The 20553-nt window shown below is 29.1% G+C and carries 22 protein-coding genes and 1 pseudogene; 17 read left to right on the forward strand and 6 right to left on the reverse strand.

Going from position 1 to position 20553, the window contains the following annotated elements:
* The coding region (locus tag HMPREF3046_RS04225) for an SdrH family protein (RefSeq protein WP_070716683.1) at positions 1 to 1065 on the forward strand (1065 nt) is incomplete at its 5' end.
* A 54-nt stretch (positions 1066 to 1119) separates the two neighbouring features.
* Here the strand turns inward: HMPREF3046_RS04225 and mroQ are convergent.
* Positions 1120 to 1860 carry an intramembrane glutamic endopeptidase MroQ gene (gene mroQ / locus HMPREF3046_RS04230; RefSeq protein WP_070716684.1) on the reverse strand — a complete coding sequence of 247 codons (741 nt, stop codon included), beginning with the start codon at positions 1858 to 1860 and terminating at the stop codon, positions 1120 to 1122.
* A gap of 175 nt (positions 1861 to 2035) precedes the next feature.
* Between mroQ and groES the strand changes: the two genes are divergently transcribed.
* The 4 genes and pseudogenes from groES to HMPREF3046_RS04245 all read left to right on the forward strand — a co-directional run bounded on the left by groES (position 2036) and on the right by HMPREF3046_RS04245 (position 5591).
* A complete protein-coding gene (groES, locus tag HMPREF3046_RS04235) occupies positions 2036 to 2323 on the forward strand; it encodes a co-chaperone GroES (RefSeq protein WP_070716686.1) in 288 nt (95 codons plus the stop codon).
* Between the two features lie 58 nt (positions 2324 to 2381).
* The gene (gene groL / locus HMPREF3046_RS04240) at positions 2382 to 4001 is read left to right on the forward strand and encodes a chaperonin GroEL (RefSeq protein WP_070716688.1); all 1620 of its coding nucleotides are present in this window, start codon (positions 2382 to 2384) and stop codon (positions 3999 to 4001) included.
* 537 nt (positions 4002 to 4538) lie between these two features.
* Positions 4539 to 4685 (forward strand): annotated as a pseudogene (locus tag HMPREF3046_RS11495) (NAD(P)-dependent oxidoreductase); the annotation flags it as partial.
* A 234-nt stretch (positions 4686 to 4919) separates the two neighbouring features.
* Entirely contained in the window at positions 4920 to 5591 is a 672-nt protein-coding gene (locus tag HMPREF3046_RS04245) for a type 1 glutamine amidotransferase (protein ID WP_070716690.1), read from the forward strand.
* 50 nt (positions 5592 to 5641) lie between these two features.
* Here the strand turns inward: HMPREF3046_RS04245 and HMPREF3046_RS04250 are convergent, their stop codons facing one another.
* Positions 5642 to 6928: an aminotransferase class I/II-fold pyridoxal phosphate-dependent enzyme gene (locus HMPREF3046_RS04250; protein ID WP_070716692.1), complete on the reverse strand. Its 1287-nt coding sequence runs from the start codon at positions 6926 to 6928 to the stop codon at positions 5642 to 5644.
* 469 nt (positions 6929 to 7397) lie between these two features.
* Here HMPREF3046_RS04250 and HMPREF3046_RS04255 point away from each other — a divergent pair, with 469 nt between their 5' ends.
* The 9 genes from HMPREF3046_RS04255 to HMPREF3046_RS04295 all read left to right on the forward strand — a co-directional run bounded on the left by HMPREF3046_RS04255 (position 7398) and on the right by HMPREF3046_RS04295 (position 13393).
* Positions 7398 to 7574: an SE1626 family protein gene (locus tag HMPREF3046_RS04255; protein WP_002455099.1), complete on the forward strand. Its 177-nt coding sequence runs from the start codon at positions 7398 to 7400 to the stop codon at positions 7572 to 7574.
* Positions 7575 to 7761: 187 nt separating this feature from the next.
* A complete protein-coding gene (locus tag HMPREF3046_RS04260; protein ID WP_070716695.1) occupies positions 7762 to 8142 on the forward strand; it encodes a PSM export ABC transporter transcriptional regulator PmtR in 381 nt (126 codons plus the stop codon).
* A complete protein-coding gene (locus HMPREF3046_RS04265) occupies positions 8139 to 9038 on the forward strand; it encodes a phenol-soluble modulin export ABC transporter ATP-binding protein PmtA (RefSeq protein ID WP_070716698.1) in 900 nt (299 codons plus the stop codon). The genes HMPREF3046_RS04260 and HMPREF3046_RS04265 overlap by 4 nt, the downstream gene beginning before the upstream one ends.
* A complete protein-coding gene (locus tag HMPREF3046_RS04270; RefSeq protein WP_070716699.1) occupies positions 9035 to 9697 on the forward strand; it encodes a phenol-soluble modulin export ABC transporter permease subunit PmtB in 663 nt (220 codons plus the stop codon). Before HMPREF3046_RS04265 ends, HMPREF3046_RS04270 begins: the two co-directional genes overlap by 4 nt.
* 17 nt (positions 9698 to 9714) lie before the next feature.
* On the forward strand, positions 9715 to 10587 hold the full coding sequence (locus HMPREF3046_RS04275; protein ID WP_070716702.1) for a phenol-soluble modulin export ABC transporter ATP-binding protein PmtC: 873 nt from the start codon (positions 9715 to 9717) through the stop codon (positions 10585 to 10587).
* Positions 10588 to 11316 (forward strand): phenol-soluble modulin export ABC transporter permease subunit PmtD, encoded by a 729-nt coding sequence (locus tag HMPREF3046_RS04280; RefSeq protein ID WP_070716704.1) that lies wholly within the window; start codon positions 10588 to 10590, stop codon positions 11314 to 11316. It abuts the gene before it with no gap.
* 146 nt (positions 11317 to 11462) lie between these two features.
* The gene (locus tag HMPREF3046_RS04285) at positions 11463 to 11948 is read left to right on the forward strand and encodes a hypothetical protein (protein WP_070716706.1); all 486 of its coding nucleotides are present in this window, start codon (positions 11463 to 11465) and stop codon (positions 11946 to 11948) included.
* A 48-nt stretch (positions 11949 to 11996) separates the two neighbouring features.
* On the forward strand, positions 11997 to 12551 hold the full coding sequence (locus tag HMPREF3046_RS04290) for an HAAS signaling domain-containing protein (RefSeq protein WP_070716708.1): 555 nt from the start codon (positions 11997 to 11999) through the stop codon (positions 12549 to 12551).
* Positions 12551 to 13393, forward strand: a complete 843-nt coding sequence (locus HMPREF3046_RS04295) for a DUF4097 family beta strand repeat-containing protein (RefSeq protein ID WP_070716711.1) — start codon at positions 12551 to 12553, stop codon at positions 13391 to 13393. Before HMPREF3046_RS04290 ends, HMPREF3046_RS04295 begins: the two co-directional genes overlap by 1 nt.
* Positions 13394 to 13458: 65 nt before the next feature.
* Here the strand turns inward: HMPREF3046_RS04295 and HMPREF3046_RS04300 are convergent, their stop codons facing one another.
* Entirely contained in the window at positions 13459 to 14499 is a 1041-nt protein-coding gene (locus HMPREF3046_RS04300; RefSeq protein ID WP_070716713.1) for a C45 family autoproteolytic acyltransferase/hydrolase, read from the reverse strand.
* A 279-nt stretch (positions 14500 to 14778) separates the two neighbouring features.
* On the opposite strand from HMPREF3046_RS04300, the gene HMPREF3046_RS11200 reads away from it, so the two are divergent.
* Together HMPREF3046_RS11200 and HMPREF3046_RS04305 are read left to right on the forward strand one after the other, a co-directional pair.
* Positions 14779 to 14952, forward strand: coding sequence for a hypothetical protein (locus HMPREF3046_RS11200; protein WP_019835503.1), 174 nt, complete (start codon positions 14779 to 14781; stop codon positions 14950 to 14952).
* 122 nt (positions 14953 to 15074) lie between these two features.
* Positions 15075 to 16121: a 6-phosphogluconolactonase gene (locus tag HMPREF3046_RS04305; RefSeq protein ID WP_070716715.1), complete on the forward strand. Its 1047-nt coding sequence runs from the start codon at positions 15075 to 15077 to the stop codon at positions 16119 to 16121.
* 57 nt (positions 16122 to 16178) lie between these two features.
* On the opposite strand, the gene HMPREF3046_RS04310 is transcribed toward HMPREF3046_RS04305, so the two are convergent.
* The 3 genes from HMPREF3046_RS04310 to HMPREF3046_RS04320 all read right to left on the reverse strand — a co-directional run bounded on the left by HMPREF3046_RS04310 (position 16179) and on the right by HMPREF3046_RS04320 (position 19277).
* The gene (locus HMPREF3046_RS04310; RefSeq protein ID WP_070716717.1) at positions 16179 to 17561 is read right to left on the reverse strand and encodes an aldehyde dehydrogenase; all 1383 of its coding nucleotides are present in this window, start codon (positions 17559 to 17561) and stop codon (positions 16179 to 16181) included.
* A 177-nt stretch (positions 17562 to 17738) separates the two neighbouring features.
* Positions 17739 to 18668 (reverse strand): manganese-dependent inorganic pyrophosphatase, encoded by a 930-nt coding sequence (locus HMPREF3046_RS04315; RefSeq protein ID WP_070716720.1) that lies wholly within the window; start codon positions 18666 to 18668, stop codon positions 17739 to 17741.
* Between the two features lie 48 nt (positions 18669 to 18716).
* On the reverse strand, positions 18717 to 19277 hold the full coding sequence (locus HMPREF3046_RS04320) for a cysteine hydrolase family protein (protein ID WP_070716722.1): 561 nt from the start codon (positions 19275 to 19277) through the stop codon (positions 18717 to 18719).
* A gap of 134 nt (positions 19278 to 19411) precedes the next feature.
* Between HMPREF3046_RS04320 and HMPREF3046_RS04325 the strand changes: the two genes are divergently transcribed.
* On the forward strand, positions 19412 to 20494 hold the full coding sequence (locus tag HMPREF3046_RS04325; protein WP_070716725.1) for a glycosyl hydrolase family 28-related protein: 1083 nt from the start codon (positions 19412 to 19414) through the stop codon (positions 20492 to 20494).
* The last annotated feature ends 59 nt before the right edge of the window (positions 20495 to 20553 follow it).

A 20553-nucleotide genomic window follows, 5' to 3' on the forward strand; every position in this document is an offset into this window, starting at 1 on the left:
AAATCAACAGTAGAAGAGTCCCAACAAGAAAGCGACGAGACTAATAGCACAGAAAAATCAACAGCAGAAGAATCACGACAAGAAAGCGACGAAACTAATAGCATAAAAGAACCAAAAAAAGAAAAAGTTAATGATAAGAATCAACAAAAGAGCGGAATAGAACATATTAATAAAAATAACACGTCATCTTCTAAAGAAAAAAGTCATAATAAATATAAAACAGTACAAAAAAGTAAAAATTATAAAAATGATGATTCAACTATATTTGGGCAAGAAGAACATCAAAATGTAATGTCTAAATCAGCGAAGTCGAAACAAAATCAAATCATACAACCATATAATGATAATACTTCATCTAGTGTTTACTCAAAAACTACCTACCAAAAAGGTAAGTCTCAAAATAGTGTTTCAAAAACAATGTTTAACCAATTGTTTTCACGACAACTAGTTAAACATAATCATAATAACTTTGAACCAACACATTTAAAGCAAAATAATCTATATTTCCAAAGTGATGGAGGAAAAGAATCCACTTATCCAAATGTATATCAAATAGAGCCAAAATTTTCAGAAAATATCTTAAATAGGTTTAATCAATATGCAAAAGGTGCATATAAGTACAACCCTTATATTATTAATAAGGTTAATCATTTAGATGATAATGGTGAAAAGATAACAAATAAAGATTTTAATCGTTTAATTAAGAAACAAAAATTTGATAATCAAAATCTAAATATATTACAAGAGGATTCTCAATACTTTAGATTTCAATATTTTAATCCACTTAATGCTAAAGAATATTATAGAAATTTAGATGAGCAAGTTTTATCATTAATTACAAGTGAAATTGGCTCTATGCCTGATTTAAAAAAGCCAAAAACAATTCATAAGGATGAAGTAGAAGGAGAACAACATAAAAAAATCATTACTTCTTCTAATAAAAAAACAGAATCAAAATCATATATAAAGACTTTGAATGTGATATTAATCCCTACTTTAATTTTAATAGCTTCCACTGTAATGATAATTTATATATATCAAAATTTAAAAACGAAAAAAAAGTAAAAGCATCAAATGTCTAGAGCATTTGATGCTTTATTAATTAAGTTAAATTATACGCTAATTAAACAAGTGAATAATAAATTGAGCTTGTTGTTTTAAATGATTTAATGAATCGCCAAGGAAAAATTGCATTACCACAACGAAGCCATTTTGAAACATATGAATAAGTATCGGAACAGAAATTCGTTTTGTTAAAGTATAAGCTAATGAAAGTATCATCCCCATACCAAAATAAATAAGAATAAATTTAATGTCATTATGAGCTAATGCAAAAAGTAAAGAACTTACGGTAGAAGCAATTAAGAAGGCAATGATTCTATTTCCTTTAATTCGATCATATAGTTCACCAAAGAACACTTTTCTAAATACATATTCTTCTAAAATAGGGCCTACAAAAGAAATTAATATAATAAAAATAGGGAGCTGTTTTGCTACAACCATTATTCGTTGAGTATTTGGACTTTTTTGTGGTTGACCGAAAATCCATATGTTAATCACACCTGCAATAACTTGATATAACATGACTATGAAAAAGCCAAGTATAGCCCATGGGATAATATAACGTTTTGATTCTTTATGTTCTAGCTCTAAGTTTGTAGGATTCTTAATTTTGAAATGAAGAAAGATGATTAAAATCGCTGCAAGTATAAATAAGATTACTTGAGTATATACACCAGCTCTAGCTAAAGCCATACCTGATAAACGACTAAATATAGGTGTTTGTGCTAGAACTAAGGGTAAAAATTGTGCTAAAGCATATATAATTAATGTTAGTATTGCCACCCAAATTCTTGCCATTTGAAACCTCCAGATTAAATATCAATAATCATTATTTTATCGTAAAAAACTCAGATGTACAAAAAGTAAGAGAAGGTTTTTACTTGATATATTGACCAAATTTGATTATTATAAAAATTAGATTAGCACTCATTATATTAAAGTGCTAAATAGACCCTGCTAAGGAGGAACAATCATGCTTAAACCATTAGGAAATCGTGTGATTATCGAAAGAAAAGAACAAGAACAAACAACTAAAAGTGGAATCGTTTTAACTGATAGCGCAAAAGAAAAATCTAACGAAGGTGTTGTAGTTGCAGTAGGCAGCGGACGTCTTCTTGATAATGGTGAGACAGTTGCTCCCGAAGTAAAAGAAGGTGATTCAGTAGTATTTCAAGAATATGCTGGATCAGAGATTAAACGTGGAGAAGAAACCTATTTAATTTTAAATGTAGAAGATATATTAGCAATTATAGAAAAGTAAAAATAACTATATAGAAATTGTCAAAAAAATATGATTAATATTATTGGAGGTTGTATAAATGGCTAAAGATCTTAAATTTTCAGAAGATGCACGACAAGCAATGTTACGTGGTGTGGATAAATTAGCAAACGCTGTTAAAGTAACAATTGGTCCTAAAGGTCGAAATGTTGTATTAGATAAAGAATATGTTGCACCTTTAATTACAAACGATGGTGTAACAATTGCCAAAGAAATTGAATTAGAAGATCCATATGAAAATATGGGTGCTAAATTAGTTCAAGAAGTAGCAAATAAAACAAATGAAATTGCGGGTGATGGTACTACAACTGCTACAGTATTAGCACAAGCAATGATTCAAGAAGGTTTGAAAAACGTAACAAGTGGTGCAAATCCAGTTGGTTTACGTGAAGGCATTGATAAAGCAGTCAGAGTAGCAGTTGAAGCGTTACATGATATTTCTCAAAAAGTTGAAAATAAAAATGAAATCGCTCAAGTAGGTGCAATTTCTGCTGCTGATGAAGAAATTGGTAAATATATTTCTGAAGCAATGGACAAAGTAGGTAATGACGGTGTTATTACAATTGAAGAATCTAATGGACTTGATACGGAATTAGAAGTTGTAGAAGGTATGCAATTTGATAGAGGTTATCAATCTCCATATATGGTAACAGATTCTGATAAGATGATTGCAGAATTAGAAAGACCATATATTTTAGTTACAGATAAGAAAATTTCATCATTCCAAGATATACTACCTTTATTAGAACAAGTTGTTCAATCAAGTCGACCAATCTTAATTGTGGCAGATGAAGTTGAAGGTGATGCATTAACAAACATTGTATTAAACCGCATGAGAGGTACTTTCACTGCTGTAGCTGTTAAAGCACCTGGATTTGGTGATCGTCGTAAAGCAATGTTAGAAGATTTAGCAATCTTGACTGGTGCAACAGTGATTACAGATGATTTAGGGTTAGAATTAAAAGATGCTTCTATTGATATGTTAGGTACTGCAAATAAGGTAGAAGTAACAAAAGATAATACAACTGTTGTTGATGGTGATGGAGACGATAACAGTATTGATGCACGTGTAAGTCAAATCAAAGCACAAATTGAAGAAACTGATTCAGACTTTGATAGAGAAAAATTACAAGAACGTCTTGCTAAATTAGCTGGTGGCGTAGCAGTGATAAAAGTAGGTGCTGCTTCTGAAACTGAATTAAAAGAACGTAAATTACGTATTGAAGATGCATTAAATTCTACACGCGCTGCAGTTGAAGAAGGTATTGTTGCAGGTGGTGGTACAGCATTAGTTAATATCTATAATAAAGTTGAAGAAATAGAAGCGACAGGCGATGTTGCGACAGGTGTTAATATTGTACTTAAAGCTTTATCAGCACCAGTACGTCAAATTGCTGAAAATGCTGGATTAGAAGGTTCAGTTATTGTTGAAAGACTTAAACATGCTGATGCAGGTGTCGGATTCAATGCTGCTACGAACGAGTGGGTGAATATGCTTGAAGAAGGTATTGTAGATCCTACTAAGGTAACACGTTCAGCTTTACAACACGCTGCAAGTGTTGCTGCAATGTTCTTAACTACTGAAGCGGTAGTTGCAAATATTCCAGAACCTGAAAGTAATGACAATGCTGCAATGGGCGGTATGCCAGGTATGATGTAAAAACACCTATAAATGTTGATATATCAATGTTTTGTGTTTTTACTGGTCATGGTTATAGAAATTTAGAAAATATAATAAAAAGACTGATAAGTTCATTTTGAAGTGCGCTCAGTCAAATAGACAAGTAAATAATTAAAAGATATGGTTGGTTTTGTTTTATGCAAAATCAGCCATTTTTAATGTTAGTTTTTTGTATTAAAAAAGTAGATATATTCTTTAATTACTTATTTAATTTCACTGATATCTTTAAATATAATTTGAACAATTTTTACATAAAACTTGTCGAAATTTTACATCTTTTGATTTTTAACAATTTTATTTAATATACAAATTGAAAAAAAGATAATAAATAAAAATGCTAAATTTAATAATCAAAATAATAATATAGATTAATATAGTGATAAAAGAATTCTTGCTTTTTATATTGATGTTGTTATTTAATTTTCTGACGGTTTTGATTATAGAGTGAATCTGTACTGAAATATTGATTAGTTAATTCAAAATGATCCAGTCAAAGGCGATGTATGGGTTAAATGATATGCAAATTTATTAAATGTTAATCCTAATATAAATATTGAACTAGCGTCTTCATTTGAACGTGGTGCTAGTAATGAAAAATTCAAAAAATATGGTGGAACACTGATTTATACTACATGGAAAGATGGAATGAACCTTATTAAATAATAGAGTTACTTAATAGAAAATAGAAAAGTATGAGTTGTATATTGAAGTCTATGGCAAAAAATGGTTGTCTTAGATTCTTTTTATATATTGGAGTGCTTATAAAATCGAGAATATATTTATAAAAGTTTTTAAATAAAAATATTATATAATTTTTGGAGTATTTATTTTAAGTGTTTCGAAGTATAATGATAGCAAAGATATAAATAAACATTGACTTTTAAAGGAGAATCAGCAATGAGGATTAATATTTTACAACATACACCTAATGAAGGTCCTGGAGTTATTAGAGATTGGGCTACCGAACATCATCATGAATTATATATTTATCATCCTTATTTTAATGGTGGTATCATTCCCAATGTTAAAGAAACAGATTTACTTATTATTTTAGGGGGACCCATGAGTCCTAATAATGAGGATAAATGGATTTTTGAAGAAAGAGAATTAATTCGCAATTTAATACAGCAAAATAAGCCAATATTTGGTATATGTTTTGGCGCTCAACAAATTACTAAAGCACTAGGATATACTGTAGGAAAATCTCCTGTAAAAGAAGTCGGTTGGGATAAAGTTTATCTTGAGTCATCCATCATTCCTAATATTCCAAAAGCATTGATAGCCTTAAATTGGCATGAAGAAACATTTCATATACCTAAAAATGCACAATTATTATTTTCAAGTCAATATTTAAAAAATCAAGGATTTATTTTGAATAATAATATAATTGGACTACAATTTCATTTTGAACCAGGTGCTCATGAAATAAAAGAGATTGTCATGAATGATGCTTCATACACGTTTGATTCCGTATTAAATCAAACGCCAGAACAGATTCTTAACCAAGAAGTACCAAAAGAGAATAAAGAAGTAATGTTTAAATTGTTAAATTTTATTACATGTCATTAAAAAATAGCGAGAGTCTTCTTGGCTAAGTCTCTCGCTATTATACTTTTATGTTATTTTAAGTCATCAATTGCTTTAGCAATAGAATCAAAAACATGTGGAATATCGTTTTTTTCAACACAACTAAAAGCAATACGAATATCGGTATCATTAAGTGCAATAATACCAATTGAATAGTTATCGATTAAATGAACGCGAAGTTCTTCAGGGTTAACATCGATTACTTTGAGTGCCATAAAGTATCCAGAGTTAAAATCATAGGCTTGCCAATGTTGTTTGTATTTTTCATCATAAACCACTTCTTTTGTTACTTCATAACGCTCTTGTAATGTTTTTACATTAGCTTCAATTTCTTTATCAAATTGTTCATGATTCTCTAGTATATATTTAATTGCACTTTGAGAAGGCATTGCTCCACTTGAAATATTACTTCTAATTAATCCTTTAACTTTAGCCTCTAAAACGTCTTTAGCTTTTTGATTACTTAACCCAAATGTAAGGAAGCCAACACGTAAACCCCAAGCAAAAAATTCTTTAGTTGCACCGTCAAGGCGTATCGGTAAAATGTTTTTTGAATCTAACTGAGTAATTGCAGTAAAAATAGATTGTGTATAGACATCTTCATAAAATAAACCATAGTATGCATCATCTACGACTGTAATCACCTTAGTTCCTTTTTCTGCTAAGCGTTCAATTGCTGAGACAATTGTACGAACTTCTTCTTTAGTAGGTGTATAGCCTGTTGGATTATTAGGATAATTTAAGATAATAATTGCTTTATCTTGTTTAAAATTATCTAAAGTAGATACAAGTGAATTTGTTGTATAATGTCCATCTTGATCGAAAATGGCATAAGTTTCAATATTTGCATTATGTCTTGTATTAAAAATAAGTTTATAGTTTCCCCAGTTATGTGTTGGTAATAAAATTGTATCTTCATCATTTACAAATAAGTCAGCAACCAAAGATAAACCATGTGTTAATGCATTCGTCACGATTGGACGGCTTATAGATGAAACTTTTAAACTAGGGTTTTCTTTTAATATTTTTTGTTGCCATAAATCTCTTAAAGTTTCAATTCCTTGTGGCGGAGCATATGGGAAAATCTCATCGGGGGAAAGATGATTGTAGACATCAAATAATGTATCTGCATACATTTTTCCTTTATCATTAGTTGCCATACCAATGGTTGCATTGTATTTTGTTGATTTAGCTTCTGCAGATTGAGACAGAATACCTTTGGGATAAAACATGGATTGACCTAATGTCGATAACATGCTTAATATTTCAGGACTGTCATCGACTAGTTGATCGTTTAAATGTTGTGCTAAAGGATTCATTTTCATAACCTCGCTTTAAATTGTTATTCACATTATATATTATCTTGAATTAAACAAAATATAAAGTTTTCTAATAAAAAATAAATCGGAGAAGTGCTTTTATCCATAAATAGAACGTATGTTCTGTTTATGTGTTAAAATATATATAGGTCATCATGAGATATGACACTTTACTTGGTGGAGGTGTAGTGTAATGTCGTGGTTATTAGAAGGTTTAGTCACACTTATAACAGGGAGTATGCTGATTATATTTCGAGTTTGGTTAGAAACTAAGTGGAAAAATAAATAAGATGGCCTTACACAAAAACCCCTTAACTTGATGTGGCAAGTTAGGGGTGTGTAATGTAATTTGTGGATATAAAATTATCTTAACATAGAACATATACAATTCAATTTTAATTAAATAAATGATTAATTCATATAAAATAAAAAATTTGATATAATTATTATAATGAGGTGACTAAAAATGATGAAACACCTAACAAAAATTTTTGTAGGTTTAGCTATTGTTTTGTTTGTCATTGGATATTATCTACAAGCCACTGGACATGAAAGTCAAGGTATAAAATTATTATTGGCTGCCATTATGTTTATGATATGTGCATTTATTAATCGTAGCAATGACAGACGTAAAAATAAAAAGTAATATATGAAAACTATGATGCAGTTACCACTGTAATACTGTATCATAGTTTTTTTGTTTAATTATGTTTATTGTGTATATACATTTTATATCTTAAGAATACTGATTTCATATTATTTCTATTATTTTACTTTACAATTCTGTATATACTGTATATATTATTTATATACAGTTACAAAGGGGGACATAAATGAAAATTATTCTAAAAAACACCAGTGAACAGCCCATTTATGAACAAATTAAACAGCAAATTAAAGAAAATATATTAAAAGGTTACGTTGAAGCTGGAAGTCACTTACCATCTATGAGAGAACTGGCGAAAGATTTGCAAGTCAGTTTAATTACAACAAAGCGTGCCTATGAAGATTTGGAAAAAGAAGGATTTGTCACAACAATAAGAGGTAAAGGAACATTCGTAAAAGAACAAGACAGTTCAATTTTAAAAGAAAAACAATTTTTTGTAATTGAACATCTTGCACGTTCCATGGTAAAAGAAGCAAAAACAATTGGTATGCCTCTAAAAGAATTAAATGAAGTTTTAGCTTTAATTTACGAGGAGGAAGATGAATGAAAGCGATTGAAGTTAAACACGTAAGTTATAACACTAAAACTTTCCAAATCAAAGATCTTTCGTTCAGTATTCCTCAAGGATTTGTTACGGGCTTTATTGGGAGTAATGGTGCTGGCAAGACAACAATGATTCGATTAATGATGGATTTACTTGAACCTAATACTGGAGAAATTAAAATCTTAGGACGACAAATGAAAGAATCTGCAAAATGGATTAAAAATAAAATTGGTTTTGTTTACTCAGAAATTTATTTCAACCAACAATGGAATATTAAAAAACTAGAAAATATGATTTCTCCTTTTTATTCTAAGTGGGATAGTCATATATTCCATCAGTATTTAGAGCGATTCAATATACCAAGTCATCTTAAAATTAAGCATTTCTCTAGTGGAATGAAAATGAAGTTATCTTTAGCTATTGCTTTAAGTCACCACGCTGAATTATTTATATTGGATGAACCAACAGCAGGTTTAGATCCAATTGTAAGAAATGAAGTTCTAGAAATACTACAGCAAGAATTAATAGATGAAAATAAAACGGTTTTTATTTCTACTCATATAATTTCAGACTTAGAAAAAATAGCAGACTATCTTGTATATATAAAAACAGGTAATCTTGTACTTGAAGGCTATTGTGATGATATAAAAGAGAAATATTTTATCGTAAAAGGTGATAACAAAGATTTAGATGATGAATTAAATCAACTCCTTTTATATAAAGAAGAAAAGCATACAGGTTATGTTGGTTTTACAAAACATGGTCAAGCATTTAAGGAACTATTTGGAAAACAAGTTGAAATAAAACATCCAACAATTGAAGAATTAATGATTTACTTTGAGAAAATGAAAGAAATTAATGATGTTGAAACTCAAAATAGAAATGGGTTGATGGCATGAAGCAACTAATAATAAGAAATTTTAAGTTAAGACGTTGGACACTTATCATTTATTTAGTGCTTATTGTTATTAATCCTATTTATACACTATTTTTTTCAAAAACAAGTTATGGTTTCGTTGTATATACTCCACTTGCCATTACATTAATGATTATAAGCATTTTAGATTCAGGACAATTATTCAGAGTACATAGACGGTTGGGTGGAAAAGAGTCGTATCTTTTTTATGAAAGTTTACCAATAACTAAGAAAGAATTGCTTAATGCAAATTATCTGACATGTATTATATTAACGATTTTAGGAACATTGATTATTGGATTATATAATTTTCAATCAACAAATATTCAGGTAAATGAGTTACGTTATTCGACAGCACTTTCATTTTTGAGTGTAAATTTATTTAGCATTCCGATTGCCTTTAGTAGAAGTACAGAAAGAAAAAGAGAATATATTTCTTATACTGTTTATATTATTTTAATGATACTTGCTATACCGATGGCCATTGCATTTATCTTTTTAACTGTTAATTTATTTATCTTTCATAATGCACTTGATCCAAATGTATTTAATAAATATTTAAGTATTGGATTAGTTATTATAAGTGTGATTTGGCTAGTTATAAATTATTTTATTCAAATAGCACGTATTAATCGTCGCTAGAAAAAAGGAGGACTTTTATGAAATTAGAAAATATTACTAAAATATACGGTAATAATAACGTTTTAGACAATATAGATTTTGATTTTGAAGATAGCAAAATTGTAGGACTCATTGGTAAAAACGGCGTAGGTAAAACTACATTGATGAAAGTAATGAATGGAAATATTATTAATTACAAAGGTAAAATTAATTTAAAAGATGATGAAAATATTGGCTATCTCATTGAACATCCAAAACTTTATGATAATAAAACGGGACTTTATAATTTAAGACTCTTTGCTCAGGTGCTTGGTCAAGGATTTGATAAAGCATATTCAGATAAAATTATAGATGCTTTTGGTATGCGCCCCTATATTAAGAAAAAAGTTAAAAAATATTCAATGGGTATGAAACAAAAATTAGCCATTGCCGTATCATTAATGAATAAACCAAAATATCTTATTTTGGATGAACCTACCAATGGCATGGATCCAGATGGCTCAATCGATGTTCTAGAAACGATACAATCTTTAGTAAATGAATTAAATATGAAAATTCTTATTTCAAGTCATAAATTAGAAGACATCGAATTGATTTGTGATAGAGCAGTCTTTTTAAGAGATGGAAATTTCGTTCAAGATGTCAATATGAAAGATGGTAGTGCAGAAGAAAGTACCTCTATTACATTGGACAATGATGATTTTGAACAAGCGCTAAATTATTTACAAGAACATTTTAATGTTATTCATTCATATAAACAAAATGGAGAAATTCTTATTAAAGCAGAACGAGATTATCGAACATTGCTTAAAGCGCTCGCACATATTAATGTGTATCCTAAATATATTGAAACACGTAAAAATTCGCTTCGAGATACGTACTTTAATATTAATCAAAGAGGTGACCATTAAATGAAGAGTTTACAATTAGTTAAATATGATATATTAAGTTTTTTAAGAAGTTATTTAACATATATTGCGCTTATATGTATTTGGGGTATCATCACAGCGATGACTGTACTATTAGCAAAAAATAATGATAAAGTCGATTATTCAATGATATTACCAATGGCAAATTGGATGTTTCTATTCTTTGGTTTACTTGTTGTTATTAAAACAATTACACGTGACTATTCTCAGGGAACGATTCAACTTTATATGAATAAAGTAAAAAATAGAGTAGGTTATGTGATAGCGAAAACGATTTCGATTATTATTTTTTCGCTCATATTTACACTTATCACATATGTTACACTTTTAGTTATTCAGACTTTTACAGATGGTAAAAATTTAAACGGAGATAAATTCCTAACGAATATTTGGTTCTATCTTATCTTTTTACTATTTTTTGGGCTATTATTATTCTTAATTACTTTAATTGTACAAAAACCAGCAGTTATTTTTACATTAGGTATCTTTTTAGTGTTTATCGTACCATTTTTACAACCATTTTTAGGTTTAATCCCTGAATGGGGCGATAATATTCAAAAATCACTCAAATATATACCTTTTAGTTACTTAACAGAAAAATCATCATCAGATAGTATTAAATTTACGAATTGGCAATGGTTCATTTCTATTGCATCTATTGTTATTTTATTTATCGCTGATGTACTTTATGCTGCTAAACGAGACATTTAAATTAATAACTTTTTAATTAAACTGGCGACGATATGTTCAATTTTTGTCGCCAGTTTTATTTGGATAGAAAGGTAATTTAGTATTTTTTTGAATATAATCATAGTTATGATATATTAAAAAAAATAAGTATATAAGCGGTGATCCTATTGTATATTCAAAATAGATGGATTATCTCATTTTTGTTTATTGTCAGTTCTCTATTAGTTTTACTAGGATTGACAATTTATAAAAATGAAAAAACAGTTGATTTAAGTGATGTAGAAATTAATCATTTAAAGCTTAATGAAACGTTTGATAACTCAGAATATAATTTAAATAAACATGTGAAATTAGATAGGTATATTTTTTATAATCATAATAAATATAAAAATTTAACAATCAAAGTCAAGAAAAAACATCACAAAATTAAAGGAATTATTTTAGTTAAAGATACTTTTGTTAACACAAATTTCGATATCCATATAGGTGACCAAATCGATGTTGTTATAGATAATATAGGTGATAACTATGACAAAGATAAGGTAGGTAAAGGTTATGATGCTTTAGTGTATCTTGATAAAGATCATCATATGAAATTATCAATTTTATATAAAGATAATATTGTTAAGCGAATTGAATTCTTTAGTCGTTGATAGTTAATAAAAATAAATTTATATTTTAAGAAAGTATGTGAAAGAGAAATGGATAAAATTACTTTTTTGAATGAACTGGAAACGGAGCTTGATGATTTACCACGTAAAGAAAAAGATAAAGTAATGAATGAGTATGAAGATATCTTTTATAATCAAGAAACAAAAGGTAAAACAGATGCTCAAATATTAGATGATTTGAAAAATCCTTATACTATTGGAAAAGAAATAAAAGCTAAAGAAGCAATTTCACATGCTAAAGTTACACCTAACTTTCGTAATATTGTAAAAGCTATTATGGCATCATTAAGTTTGGGTGTTATTTCTTTTTTCTTAATTGTTATCCCAATGATTATATTCTTAATATTTCTAGCCTTTGTTTTCGTCATTTCAATTGTACTTATTTGTTTACCTATTTTATTAATTATTATTAGTATCCTTAAGGAAACTCCTGACTCTTTTAGTAATTTTCTTTATAGTATTTCTTATGCTGGGATAGGTATATTAGTATTAGTTGCAATAATAAAAATTGTTCAGAATTTATATAAACTTGTTTTAAAATATTTATCATGGTATATAAAAATAATTAAAGGAAGAATCCAGTGATGAAAAAATTAACAATAAGTGGATTAGTTATATTTGTTGTTTTTTTTCTGGCAGCAACGTTCGTATGGTTTGTTCATGATAAAGATATCTATAAACGATTGAAATATAATGAAACGTTTCATCAATCATCTATCTCTAAATTGAATATAGATAGTTATAGTTCTGATATCACTATCACTCAAGGTTCTTCATTTAGAGTGAAATATTACGGGGACAATAGTATAAAAGTGAACACTCAAAAAGACAGCTTAAATGTAAAAGAATCACGTTCTTCTAAAAGAGGGTATAGCTTTAATTTAAACCCTTTTAAAAGAAGTAAGTTCAACATTCATATAACCATTCCACCTGATACGTTAAAACAATTAAATATCGATGCTAAATTAGGAAAGTTAAATATTAATAACATAGATATCAAAAAAGCCAGAATTAGAAAAGACGGAGAAAATTTAAATATCAAAGAAGCTAAACTTGATCGTATTGATTATTATAGCAATCATGGAACAATTAATATTAAAAATAGTGATATTAAAAATAGTCAATTTAAAGTAATAAATTCTAATATTGTGGTTAATCATTGTACTTTGAAAAATGGATTATTCATTACAAATGAAGGAAAACTTGATTTTAAAAACATGCCAAGTCAAATTGATATGAAGAGTTCAAGTAAAAAAGGTGATATAAACATTGATTATAAAACTAAGCCTAAAGACACCTTGTTAAAACTACATCCAGGAATGGGGGACAATAACATTAAGAATCCTTATTTTAAAGATAGCAAAGTAGGTAATAGTTATAATATTATAGAGTGTTATAACGTTAAAGGTGATATAAATATTAAATAGGATGAAAAAGATTAGACAAAACGTTGATTAATTAAATTTTAAAACGTTTATCTAATCTTTTTTTATTAATACGTAGCAAATGTTAAATCAGTATCTATCTTTCCAGTAAATTCTATTAAGTCAAGTTCATGACCATCTAACCATGATTGAAAGTCGATAGATAGAGGCGGTTTATTCTCACCTAGTGTCATCCAAGCTTTTAAATGCTTAGGTTCATACATTGATGTATGAATTGTTCCTGACCAACTTTTAAACAACTTACTATAAATGTCATATTTAGGATCGTTAAAAAGTTTAAACGCAGTATATTTATCTATATCTTCTGAAGTTTGACTAATTGTGCGAGCAAGACGTTCTTTAGATTCTTTGGTATAGTTACGATTTTCATGTGTTAATATTTCAAAGTGATTAGTACAAACTTTATCATATCTAACATCAAATGAGCGTGGCGTAATTTCAACAATTGCATGATTTAAATGCTTATCCATTAAAATATAACTAAATGAACTTCTATGGGGTAATTCTTTTAGAAATTGAATTGCTTCTTTGACATCTTTGCAATATTCTAAGACAAGTCGTCCTACCATATAACATACAAATCCATTTGCAGGATGTTTACGGTGCATAAAATTATATCCCATCACAAGACCTGCTTCATTCATCCCATCCATCCGACCAGTTACTCTAGAGGTTGGTCCTATTTGCGCAAGTCCACCATCATTTGGTTGATAAAGAAGATATCTGCCATCATATGTAGCAGGATGATAATCATAATTACGAACCATATAATCTTTGCCTTGAAAAATTGTACATCCACTTTCATTTAAATCAGTAAAACGATAGTGACCGAAATTTAAAATCATTTGTTTAGTCGGCAAATTTAATATCTCTTGCATTCCTAATAATTCTTCCCAGACTTCTGGTGCATACGTTTGGAAAATGCTATATGTTTCATTAACATCAATGTCAAAACGAGGCATACGCTTCTTCCATTCACGTTCTCTATTTTCTAGTAAGGGCGTTTGTTTTAACCACTGAGCAGTTTTGATACCTAAATCAAAATGTGAACCACGAAAGGTCATAATATCTGACTTAACTTCTTGCATGAAAAATCCTCCTACCATTTGTTTTATTAATTATATTGAACAATAATTTATATTAAATTTAAAGCCTTATAATGTTTATTTATATATGATAGTAATTCATTATGTAAATAAGACAAATGTCATTCATTATAAATAGAGAAAAAATATTTGATTTTTTAAAAATCTTTAATTTTAGGTTTGAAATAATATATAAAAAGGTATGTATTTAATCATAACGTAAACTATGTTAAAATTATTTAATGTAAACGTATTTATTTTAAGTACAGAGGTGAAATATAAATGTGGGATTTCATTAAAGGTTTATTTAAATTCTTATTAAGCTTCACAGCTATTACAGCATTAGTTATTGGTGTAGTAGTAGTAGTATTTGGCTTTATTTTCAAAAAAGACTTTGAAGATATCGAAAGAAAAACAAAAGAAATCGTATCTGATATTGAAAGCAATAATGCTTAATGCAAAAATGTATCATATACCAGTAATTTCATTTGAAGTTACTGGTTTTTTTTATTACCCTTAAATAAATACAATTAGCTAGTATAAATGTTAATGATATTGAATATAATGGAGGTATTAAAATGACAACCAAAGGTTATGTGGGCTCTTATACAAAAAAAGAAGGTAAGGGTATTTATATGTTCGAACTTAATGAAGATAATGGAGAAATACAATCAGTAGATACAGGATATGATATCGAAGCATCAACTTATCTTGCTCAAACTGAACAATTTTTGTATGCAATTACTAAAGAGAATGAAGCATGTGGTGTAGCTGCTTTTAAAAAAGATGAGAATGGTCAGCTTACACTCATTAATAAATGTTTAGCTTCAGAGAATGGAACAGGATGTTATATTTCTGTTTCTAGTGATCATAACTTCTTATTCGAAGCGGTTTATACTGCTGGAATAGCACGTATATATCAACTTAATCCTGACACAGGCGAAGTGGTAAAATTAATTGAAGAGTTAGAACATAGTTATCCAACTGGAACACATGAACGTCAAGATCATAATCATGTTCATTTCATTAAAGAAACTCCTGACCATAAATATGTAGCTGTGACTGATTTAGGTGCAGATAAAATTGTAACATATACATTCGGAGTTGAAGGATTTAAAGAACATGCGGTATCAGAATTTCATACTGAAGATGGACCTCGTCATATTGAATTCCATAATAATGGGAAATACGCGTATGTTGTTCATGAATTATCTAATAGAGTAAGCGTCGTACAATATCATGATGGAAAATTTGAAGAAATTGAACGTCATTTAACGATTCCTGAAGATTTCACTGGAGAAACTAAATTAGCAGCTGTGAGACTATCTCATGATGAACAAAATCTATATATTAGCAATCGTGGACATGATAGTATAGCGATATTTACAGTAGTTGATGATGGAAAAGGAATTAACCCGGTTGAAATAGTAAAAAGCGGGGGAGAATTTCCAAGAGATTTTAATATTACTGAGTCAGATGAATACCTTGTATGTGCACATCAAGAAGGAAATTACGCGTTAACAGTATTTAGACGTGATACAAATAGTGGTATGTTGATTGCTACTGACAATCAGTATACCGCACCTGAAGGTGTATTTGTTGATTTCTCGAATTCATCGTTATAGATAAAAAATACCCCTATAATGTAAACACTTGTAAAGTGAGCCATTATAGGGATTTTTTTATAAGTTTTTAAAAAATGTTCTAATATATTTGAATTTACCTTTATAAGGGGGATAGATAATGCTCGAATCTAGTCGTGTAGATTTAAAAATATATGATTTCATATGACTAAATGTATCAAATGAATATTTGCCATGATATTCGCCAATTCCTGAAGCACCTACGCCACCAAAGGGTAAATTTGGGTTAGCTAAATGCATTAAAGTGTCATTGATTGCACCGCCACCAAATGACAATTCTTCTAACACACAGTTCGTTGTATTTTCATCTTCACTAAACAAATACAAGCTTAGAGGTTTAGATTTGCTTTGAATAATATCTATCGCTTCATTAAAATCATCGTAGACGATGATTGGTAATAATGGACCAAAAATTTCTTCTTCCATAATTTTAGATTGTGGGGTAATACCGTCTAAGATTGTAGGTTCGATATATTGTTCATTGTCATCAGTATGCCCACCAAAAATAACTTCGTTACGATGTATTGCTAATAATTCAGAAAGTCGATTGAAATGTTTTGTATTAACAATACGTCCAAAATCAGGACTATTTTGAATGTTTTTGCCATAGAATTCTTCAATAGATTGTTTAAATGCTTGAATTAATTCATCTTTAACTTTTCTATTCACTAAAATGTAATCTGGTGCTACACAAGTTTGACCAGCATTGGTGAATTTACCAAAGCTAATACGATCACTTGCTACTTTAATATTAGCAGTTTCATCTACAATCACTGGTGATTTACCACCAAGTTCAAGTGTGACAGGAACTAAATTTTTACTTGCTGCTTCGTAAACAATTCGACCTACATTTTCGCTACCAGTAAAGAATATATAATCAAATGGAAGATTAATTAATGTTTGAGTTTCTTCAACGCCACCTTCAACGACAGCTACAAAATCTCTTGCAAATACATCTTCAATCACTTTTCGCACTACTTGTGCAACATGAGGAGTAAGTTCAGAAGGTTTAATGATGGCGTTATTACCAGCTGCTATAGCACCAATAAGAGGTTCGAATAAAAGTTGTACGGGATAATTAAAGGGACCGATAATTAATACTGTCCCATAGGGCTCGGGCTTAATATAACTCTTTGTTGGAAACATAAATAGTGGGGTATCTACTTGCTTAGTTTTAGCCCAGTTTTTTAATTCTTTACGAGCTGTTTTTATACTTTTTAAAAGTATACCAATTTCAGTAGCATATGCTTCTACTGAACCTTTCCCTAGGTCTATTTTTAACGACTCTAATAATTCTGTTTCATGGCCTTTAATACTTTTACTTAATAGTTTTAATTGTTGTTTACGAAATTTGATATCTTTAGTTTGATGTGTTTTAAAAAACTGTTTACTTTCTTGAAATTGTTTTTCTATTAAATTCAATTGTAGTACCTCCTGTACAGTCAATCCCAATGCCGTTATAGTGTGATTGACTATATAATTTTAGTTAAATATATCCAAGGTTAAAACATTTGAATGAATGATTAAAATCAATTAAAAAAGACTGAGAGTTAAGTCACTTACTATCTCAGCCTTATTATATAGGAATTAAAATATGAATTATTTAGTTAAAATTTCAGTGATTTGAGGTACAACTTGTTTTTTACGGGAAACTACACCTGATAAGAAAGCCATACCGTCATCTAATTGAACATTGAAAGCTTGACCAACTTTATCCTTTTCAGCACCGACAACTAAAATTTTAGAATCACTGTTAATAATATCAGTGACAACTAATACAAATAAATCATATTTTTCGTTTGCACTTGTTTCTAACATTGCTTTTTCCAATTCATCTTTACGATTTAAGACTTCATCAATATCTACAGTATTGACTTGAGCAATACGAGTAACATAATTTCCCATATTAAATGATTTAGCATCCATATCTAATAACTCTTCAGCAGATTTATCAGTTGTTGAAGCACCTGCTTTCAACATTTCTAAACCATATTCATCTAAATCGACATTAGCAATGTCTTTTAATGCTTTAGCAGCATTTACATCTTCTTCAGTACATGTTGGAGATTTAAATAATAAACTATCTGAAATAATAGCTGAAATCATTAATCCAGCAATTTCAGGTTTAATCTTAAAGTTACGTTCTTTATACATTTTATAAAGAATTGTAGCAGTACAACCTACAGGTTCTGCACGATAGTATAAAGGACCTGCTGTTTCAAAGTTCGCAATTCTATGATGATCTACGACATTCACAATATTCGCTTTAGCAATAGTTTCAGCACTTTGTTGGAATTCATTGTGGTCAACTAAGATAACGTCTTGACCTTCTAAATCATCATTTAATAAAGTTGGTGCATCAACTTTAAAATGATTTAATGCATATTTTGTTTCAGCACTCACTTCACCTAAGCGATAAGGCGTTGCTTCAGAATTTCCAGTTTGTTGTTCAAAATCAGCCATTATAATAGCTGAAGATATTGCATCTGTATCCGGATTTTGATGTCCAAAAATATAAGTTTTTGCCATTGATTTATTCACCCTTAATTTTTAAATTTATCCTTATTTTAGCATGTTTTAATTGATAACTTCTACCTTTGCACCTAATGAGTTTTTAAAATGAGCTAAAGCGAACTGATGACCCTCTTCATTAAATGATGCAACACCTTGTTCAGGAATAATAATGTGATAACCTAAATTATAAGCAGAAATTGCTGTATGGAGTACACATATATCAGTACATACACCTACAATTTCAACAGTATCAATATGTCTTTCTCTTAATAAACTATCTAAAGAAGTACCATAAAAAGAATCATAACGTCGCTTATCTAAATAATGTACAGTATCTTCATTTTTATATTTATCAAAAAATGATTTTACCTCTCCATATAAATGACGACCTGAAGTACCTTCAATATTATGAGGTGGGAATAATTTAGTTTCAGGATGATATGGGTCTTCTTCGAAATGTAAATCCATCATGAAAAAGATATTATCATGTTGATGTTGATATTGATTGAGTCTTTCTACAATAAAGTGTTCAATATCTTGGCCTGGTTTACCACAAGTTAATCGGCCGTCATCAGCGATAAAATCATAAGAATAATCTACAACAATCAATGCTTTGTTAGTCATAATAAACATCCCTTTCTTAATAAATGTTTGAATCCCTTAAAAAATGTATAATATTAAATTATAAATATAGTATAGCTATACACCATTATGGTTACAAATATATTTAATAACAACATAAGATAGGGGATAAAAAAATATTGATCAATGCACAGGATTTTGGTTTAAAAGGAAAACATAAACGAAGAGATACTAAAGCTATACAAAAAGCACTTAATGCCGCAAGATACGGAGAACATACAGTTTATATACCATCTGGGACTTATTATATTAGTAAAGCATTAGTGATATATGATCATACCACTTTAATATTAGAAGATGATACTATCTTGCAACGTCACTCGAGAGATGCATTGTTAAAAAATGGTAAAAAATTTGGCTTCTATCATGGATATCAAGGAAATGGGCATATTAAAATAAAAGGTGGTATATTTGATATGAACGGTTCAAAGTACCCCTACAATAATACCGCAATGTCTATAGGTCATGCTGAAGATATTGAGTTAATAGATATTACAGTACTTGATGTTGTAGGTGGACATGCACTAGATGCTTGTGGAATCAATGGTTTATATATTAAGAACTGTAAGTTTAAAGGCTTTTTTGATGTAAATGGTAATCGCCCATTTTCTGAAGCAATTCAATTAGACATTCAAGTGCCTGGGTCATTTCCTAAATTTGGTACGACTGATGGCACGATTACCAAAAATGTTGTCATTGAAGATTGCTATTTTGGAAATTCAAACCAACCTAAAATGCAAGCTTGGAATAGAGCGATAGGCTCTCATGCCAGTCGTTATAATCGCTTTTACGAAAATATTCATATAAGGAATAATGTGTTTAACGGAATGAACGAATATGCATTAACTCCGTTAAAATCAAAGACAATGTTTATCTCAAATAATACCTTTATAAATTGTAATGGTGGTATTCGTTTTCTCGGAGTTAAAAATGGAAAAAATGCGGCTGATGTTTCTACAGGACAAGTTCAAAAAACTCAAGCTGGAGATAATTTGACTGTAACCGGTAATCATTTCGAAGGAGAAATGAAAAGAGATGCTATACACGTGAGAAGTTATAATAATGTAAAACATACTAATGTTTTTATTGCAGGTAATTCATTTAATCATTCGACACAAAGATTACATTTAGAAGATATTTCTAATTTGACATTTAATCAAAATGATAAAGTTAAAGTTAAAAAAATAAATATTGATTAGTATTTAATTTAAAAAGATATAATTATAGATGAAAAATAAATGATACACGCTTTATTATG

This window comes from Staphylococcus sp. HMSC070D05 (assembly GCF_001815595.1).
Taxonomy (GTDB): domain Bacteria; phylum Bacillota; class Bacilli; order Staphylococcales; family Staphylococcaceae; genus Staphylococcus; species Staphylococcus hominis.

Excerpts from the sequence above, each read along its gene's own strand:
- mroQ (WP_070716684.1), bottom strand. The coding sequence starts at position 1,860 with ATGGCAAGAATTTGGGTGGCAATACTAACATTAATTATATATGCTTTA.
- groES (WP_070716686.1), top strand. The coding sequence starts at position 2,036 with ATGCTTAAACCATTAGGAAATCGTGTGATTATCGAAAGAAAAGAACAA.
- groL (WP_070716688.1), top strand. The coding sequence starts at position 2,382 with ATGGCTAAAGATCTTAAATTTTCAGAAGATGCACGACAAGCAATGTTA.
- HMPREF3046_RS04245 (WP_070716690.1), top strand. The coding sequence starts at position 4,920 with ATGAGGATTAATATTTTACAACATACACCTAATGAAGGTCCTGGAGTT.
- HMPREF3046_RS04250 (WP_070716692.1), bottom strand. The coding sequence starts at position 6,928 with ATGAATCCTTTAGCACAACATTTAAACGATCAACTAGTCGATGACAGT.
- HMPREF3046_RS04255 (WP_002455099.1), top strand. The coding sequence starts at position 7,398 with ATGAAACACCTAACAAAAATTTTTGTAGGTTTAGCTATTGTTTTGTTT.
- HMPREF3046_RS04260 (WP_070716695.1), top strand. The coding sequence starts at position 7,762 with ATGAAAATTATTCTAAAAAACACCAGTGAACAGCCCATTTATGAACAA.
- HMPREF3046_RS04265 (WP_070716698.1), top strand. The coding sequence starts at position 8,139 with ATGAAAGCGATTGAAGTTAAACACGTAAGTTATAACACTAAAACTTTC.
- HMPREF3046_RS04270 (WP_070716699.1), top strand. The coding sequence starts at position 9,035 with ATGAAGCAACTAATAATAAGAAATTTTAAGTTAAGACGTTGGACACTT.
- HMPREF3046_RS04275 (WP_070716702.1), top strand. The coding sequence starts at position 9,715 with ATGAAATTAGAAAATATTACTAAAATATACGGTAATAATAACGTTTTA.
- HMPREF3046_RS04280 (WP_070716704.1), top strand. The coding sequence starts at position 10,588 with ATGAAGAGTTTACAATTAGTTAAATATGATATATTAAGTTTTTTAAGA.
- HMPREF3046_RS04290 (WP_070716708.1), top strand. The coding sequence starts at position 11,997 with ATGGATAAAATTACTTTTTTGAATGAACTGGAAACGGAGCTTGATGAT.
- HMPREF3046_RS04295 (WP_070716711.1), top strand. The coding sequence starts at position 12,551 with ATGAAAAAATTAACAATAAGTGGATTAGTTATATTTGTTGTTTTTTTT.
- HMPREF3046_RS04300 (WP_070716713.1), bottom strand. The coding sequence starts at position 14,499 with ATGCAAGAAGTTAAGTCAGATATTATGACCTTTCGTGGTTCACATTTT.
- HMPREF3046_RS11200 (WP_019835503.1), top strand. The coding sequence starts at position 14,779 with ATGTGGGATTTCATTAAAGGTTTATTTAAATTCTTATTAAGCTTCACA.
- HMPREF3046_RS04305 (WP_070716715.1), top strand. The coding sequence starts at position 15,075 with ATGACAACCAAAGGTTATGTGGGCTCTTATACAAAAAAAGAAGGTAAG.
- HMPREF3046_RS04315 (WP_070716720.1), bottom strand. The coding sequence starts at position 18,668 with ATGGCAAAAACTTATATTTTTGGACATCAAAATCCGGATACAGATGCA.
- HMPREF3046_RS04320 (WP_070716722.1), bottom strand. The coding sequence starts at position 19,277 with ATGACTAACAAAGCATTGATTGTTGTAGATTATTCTTATGATTTTATC.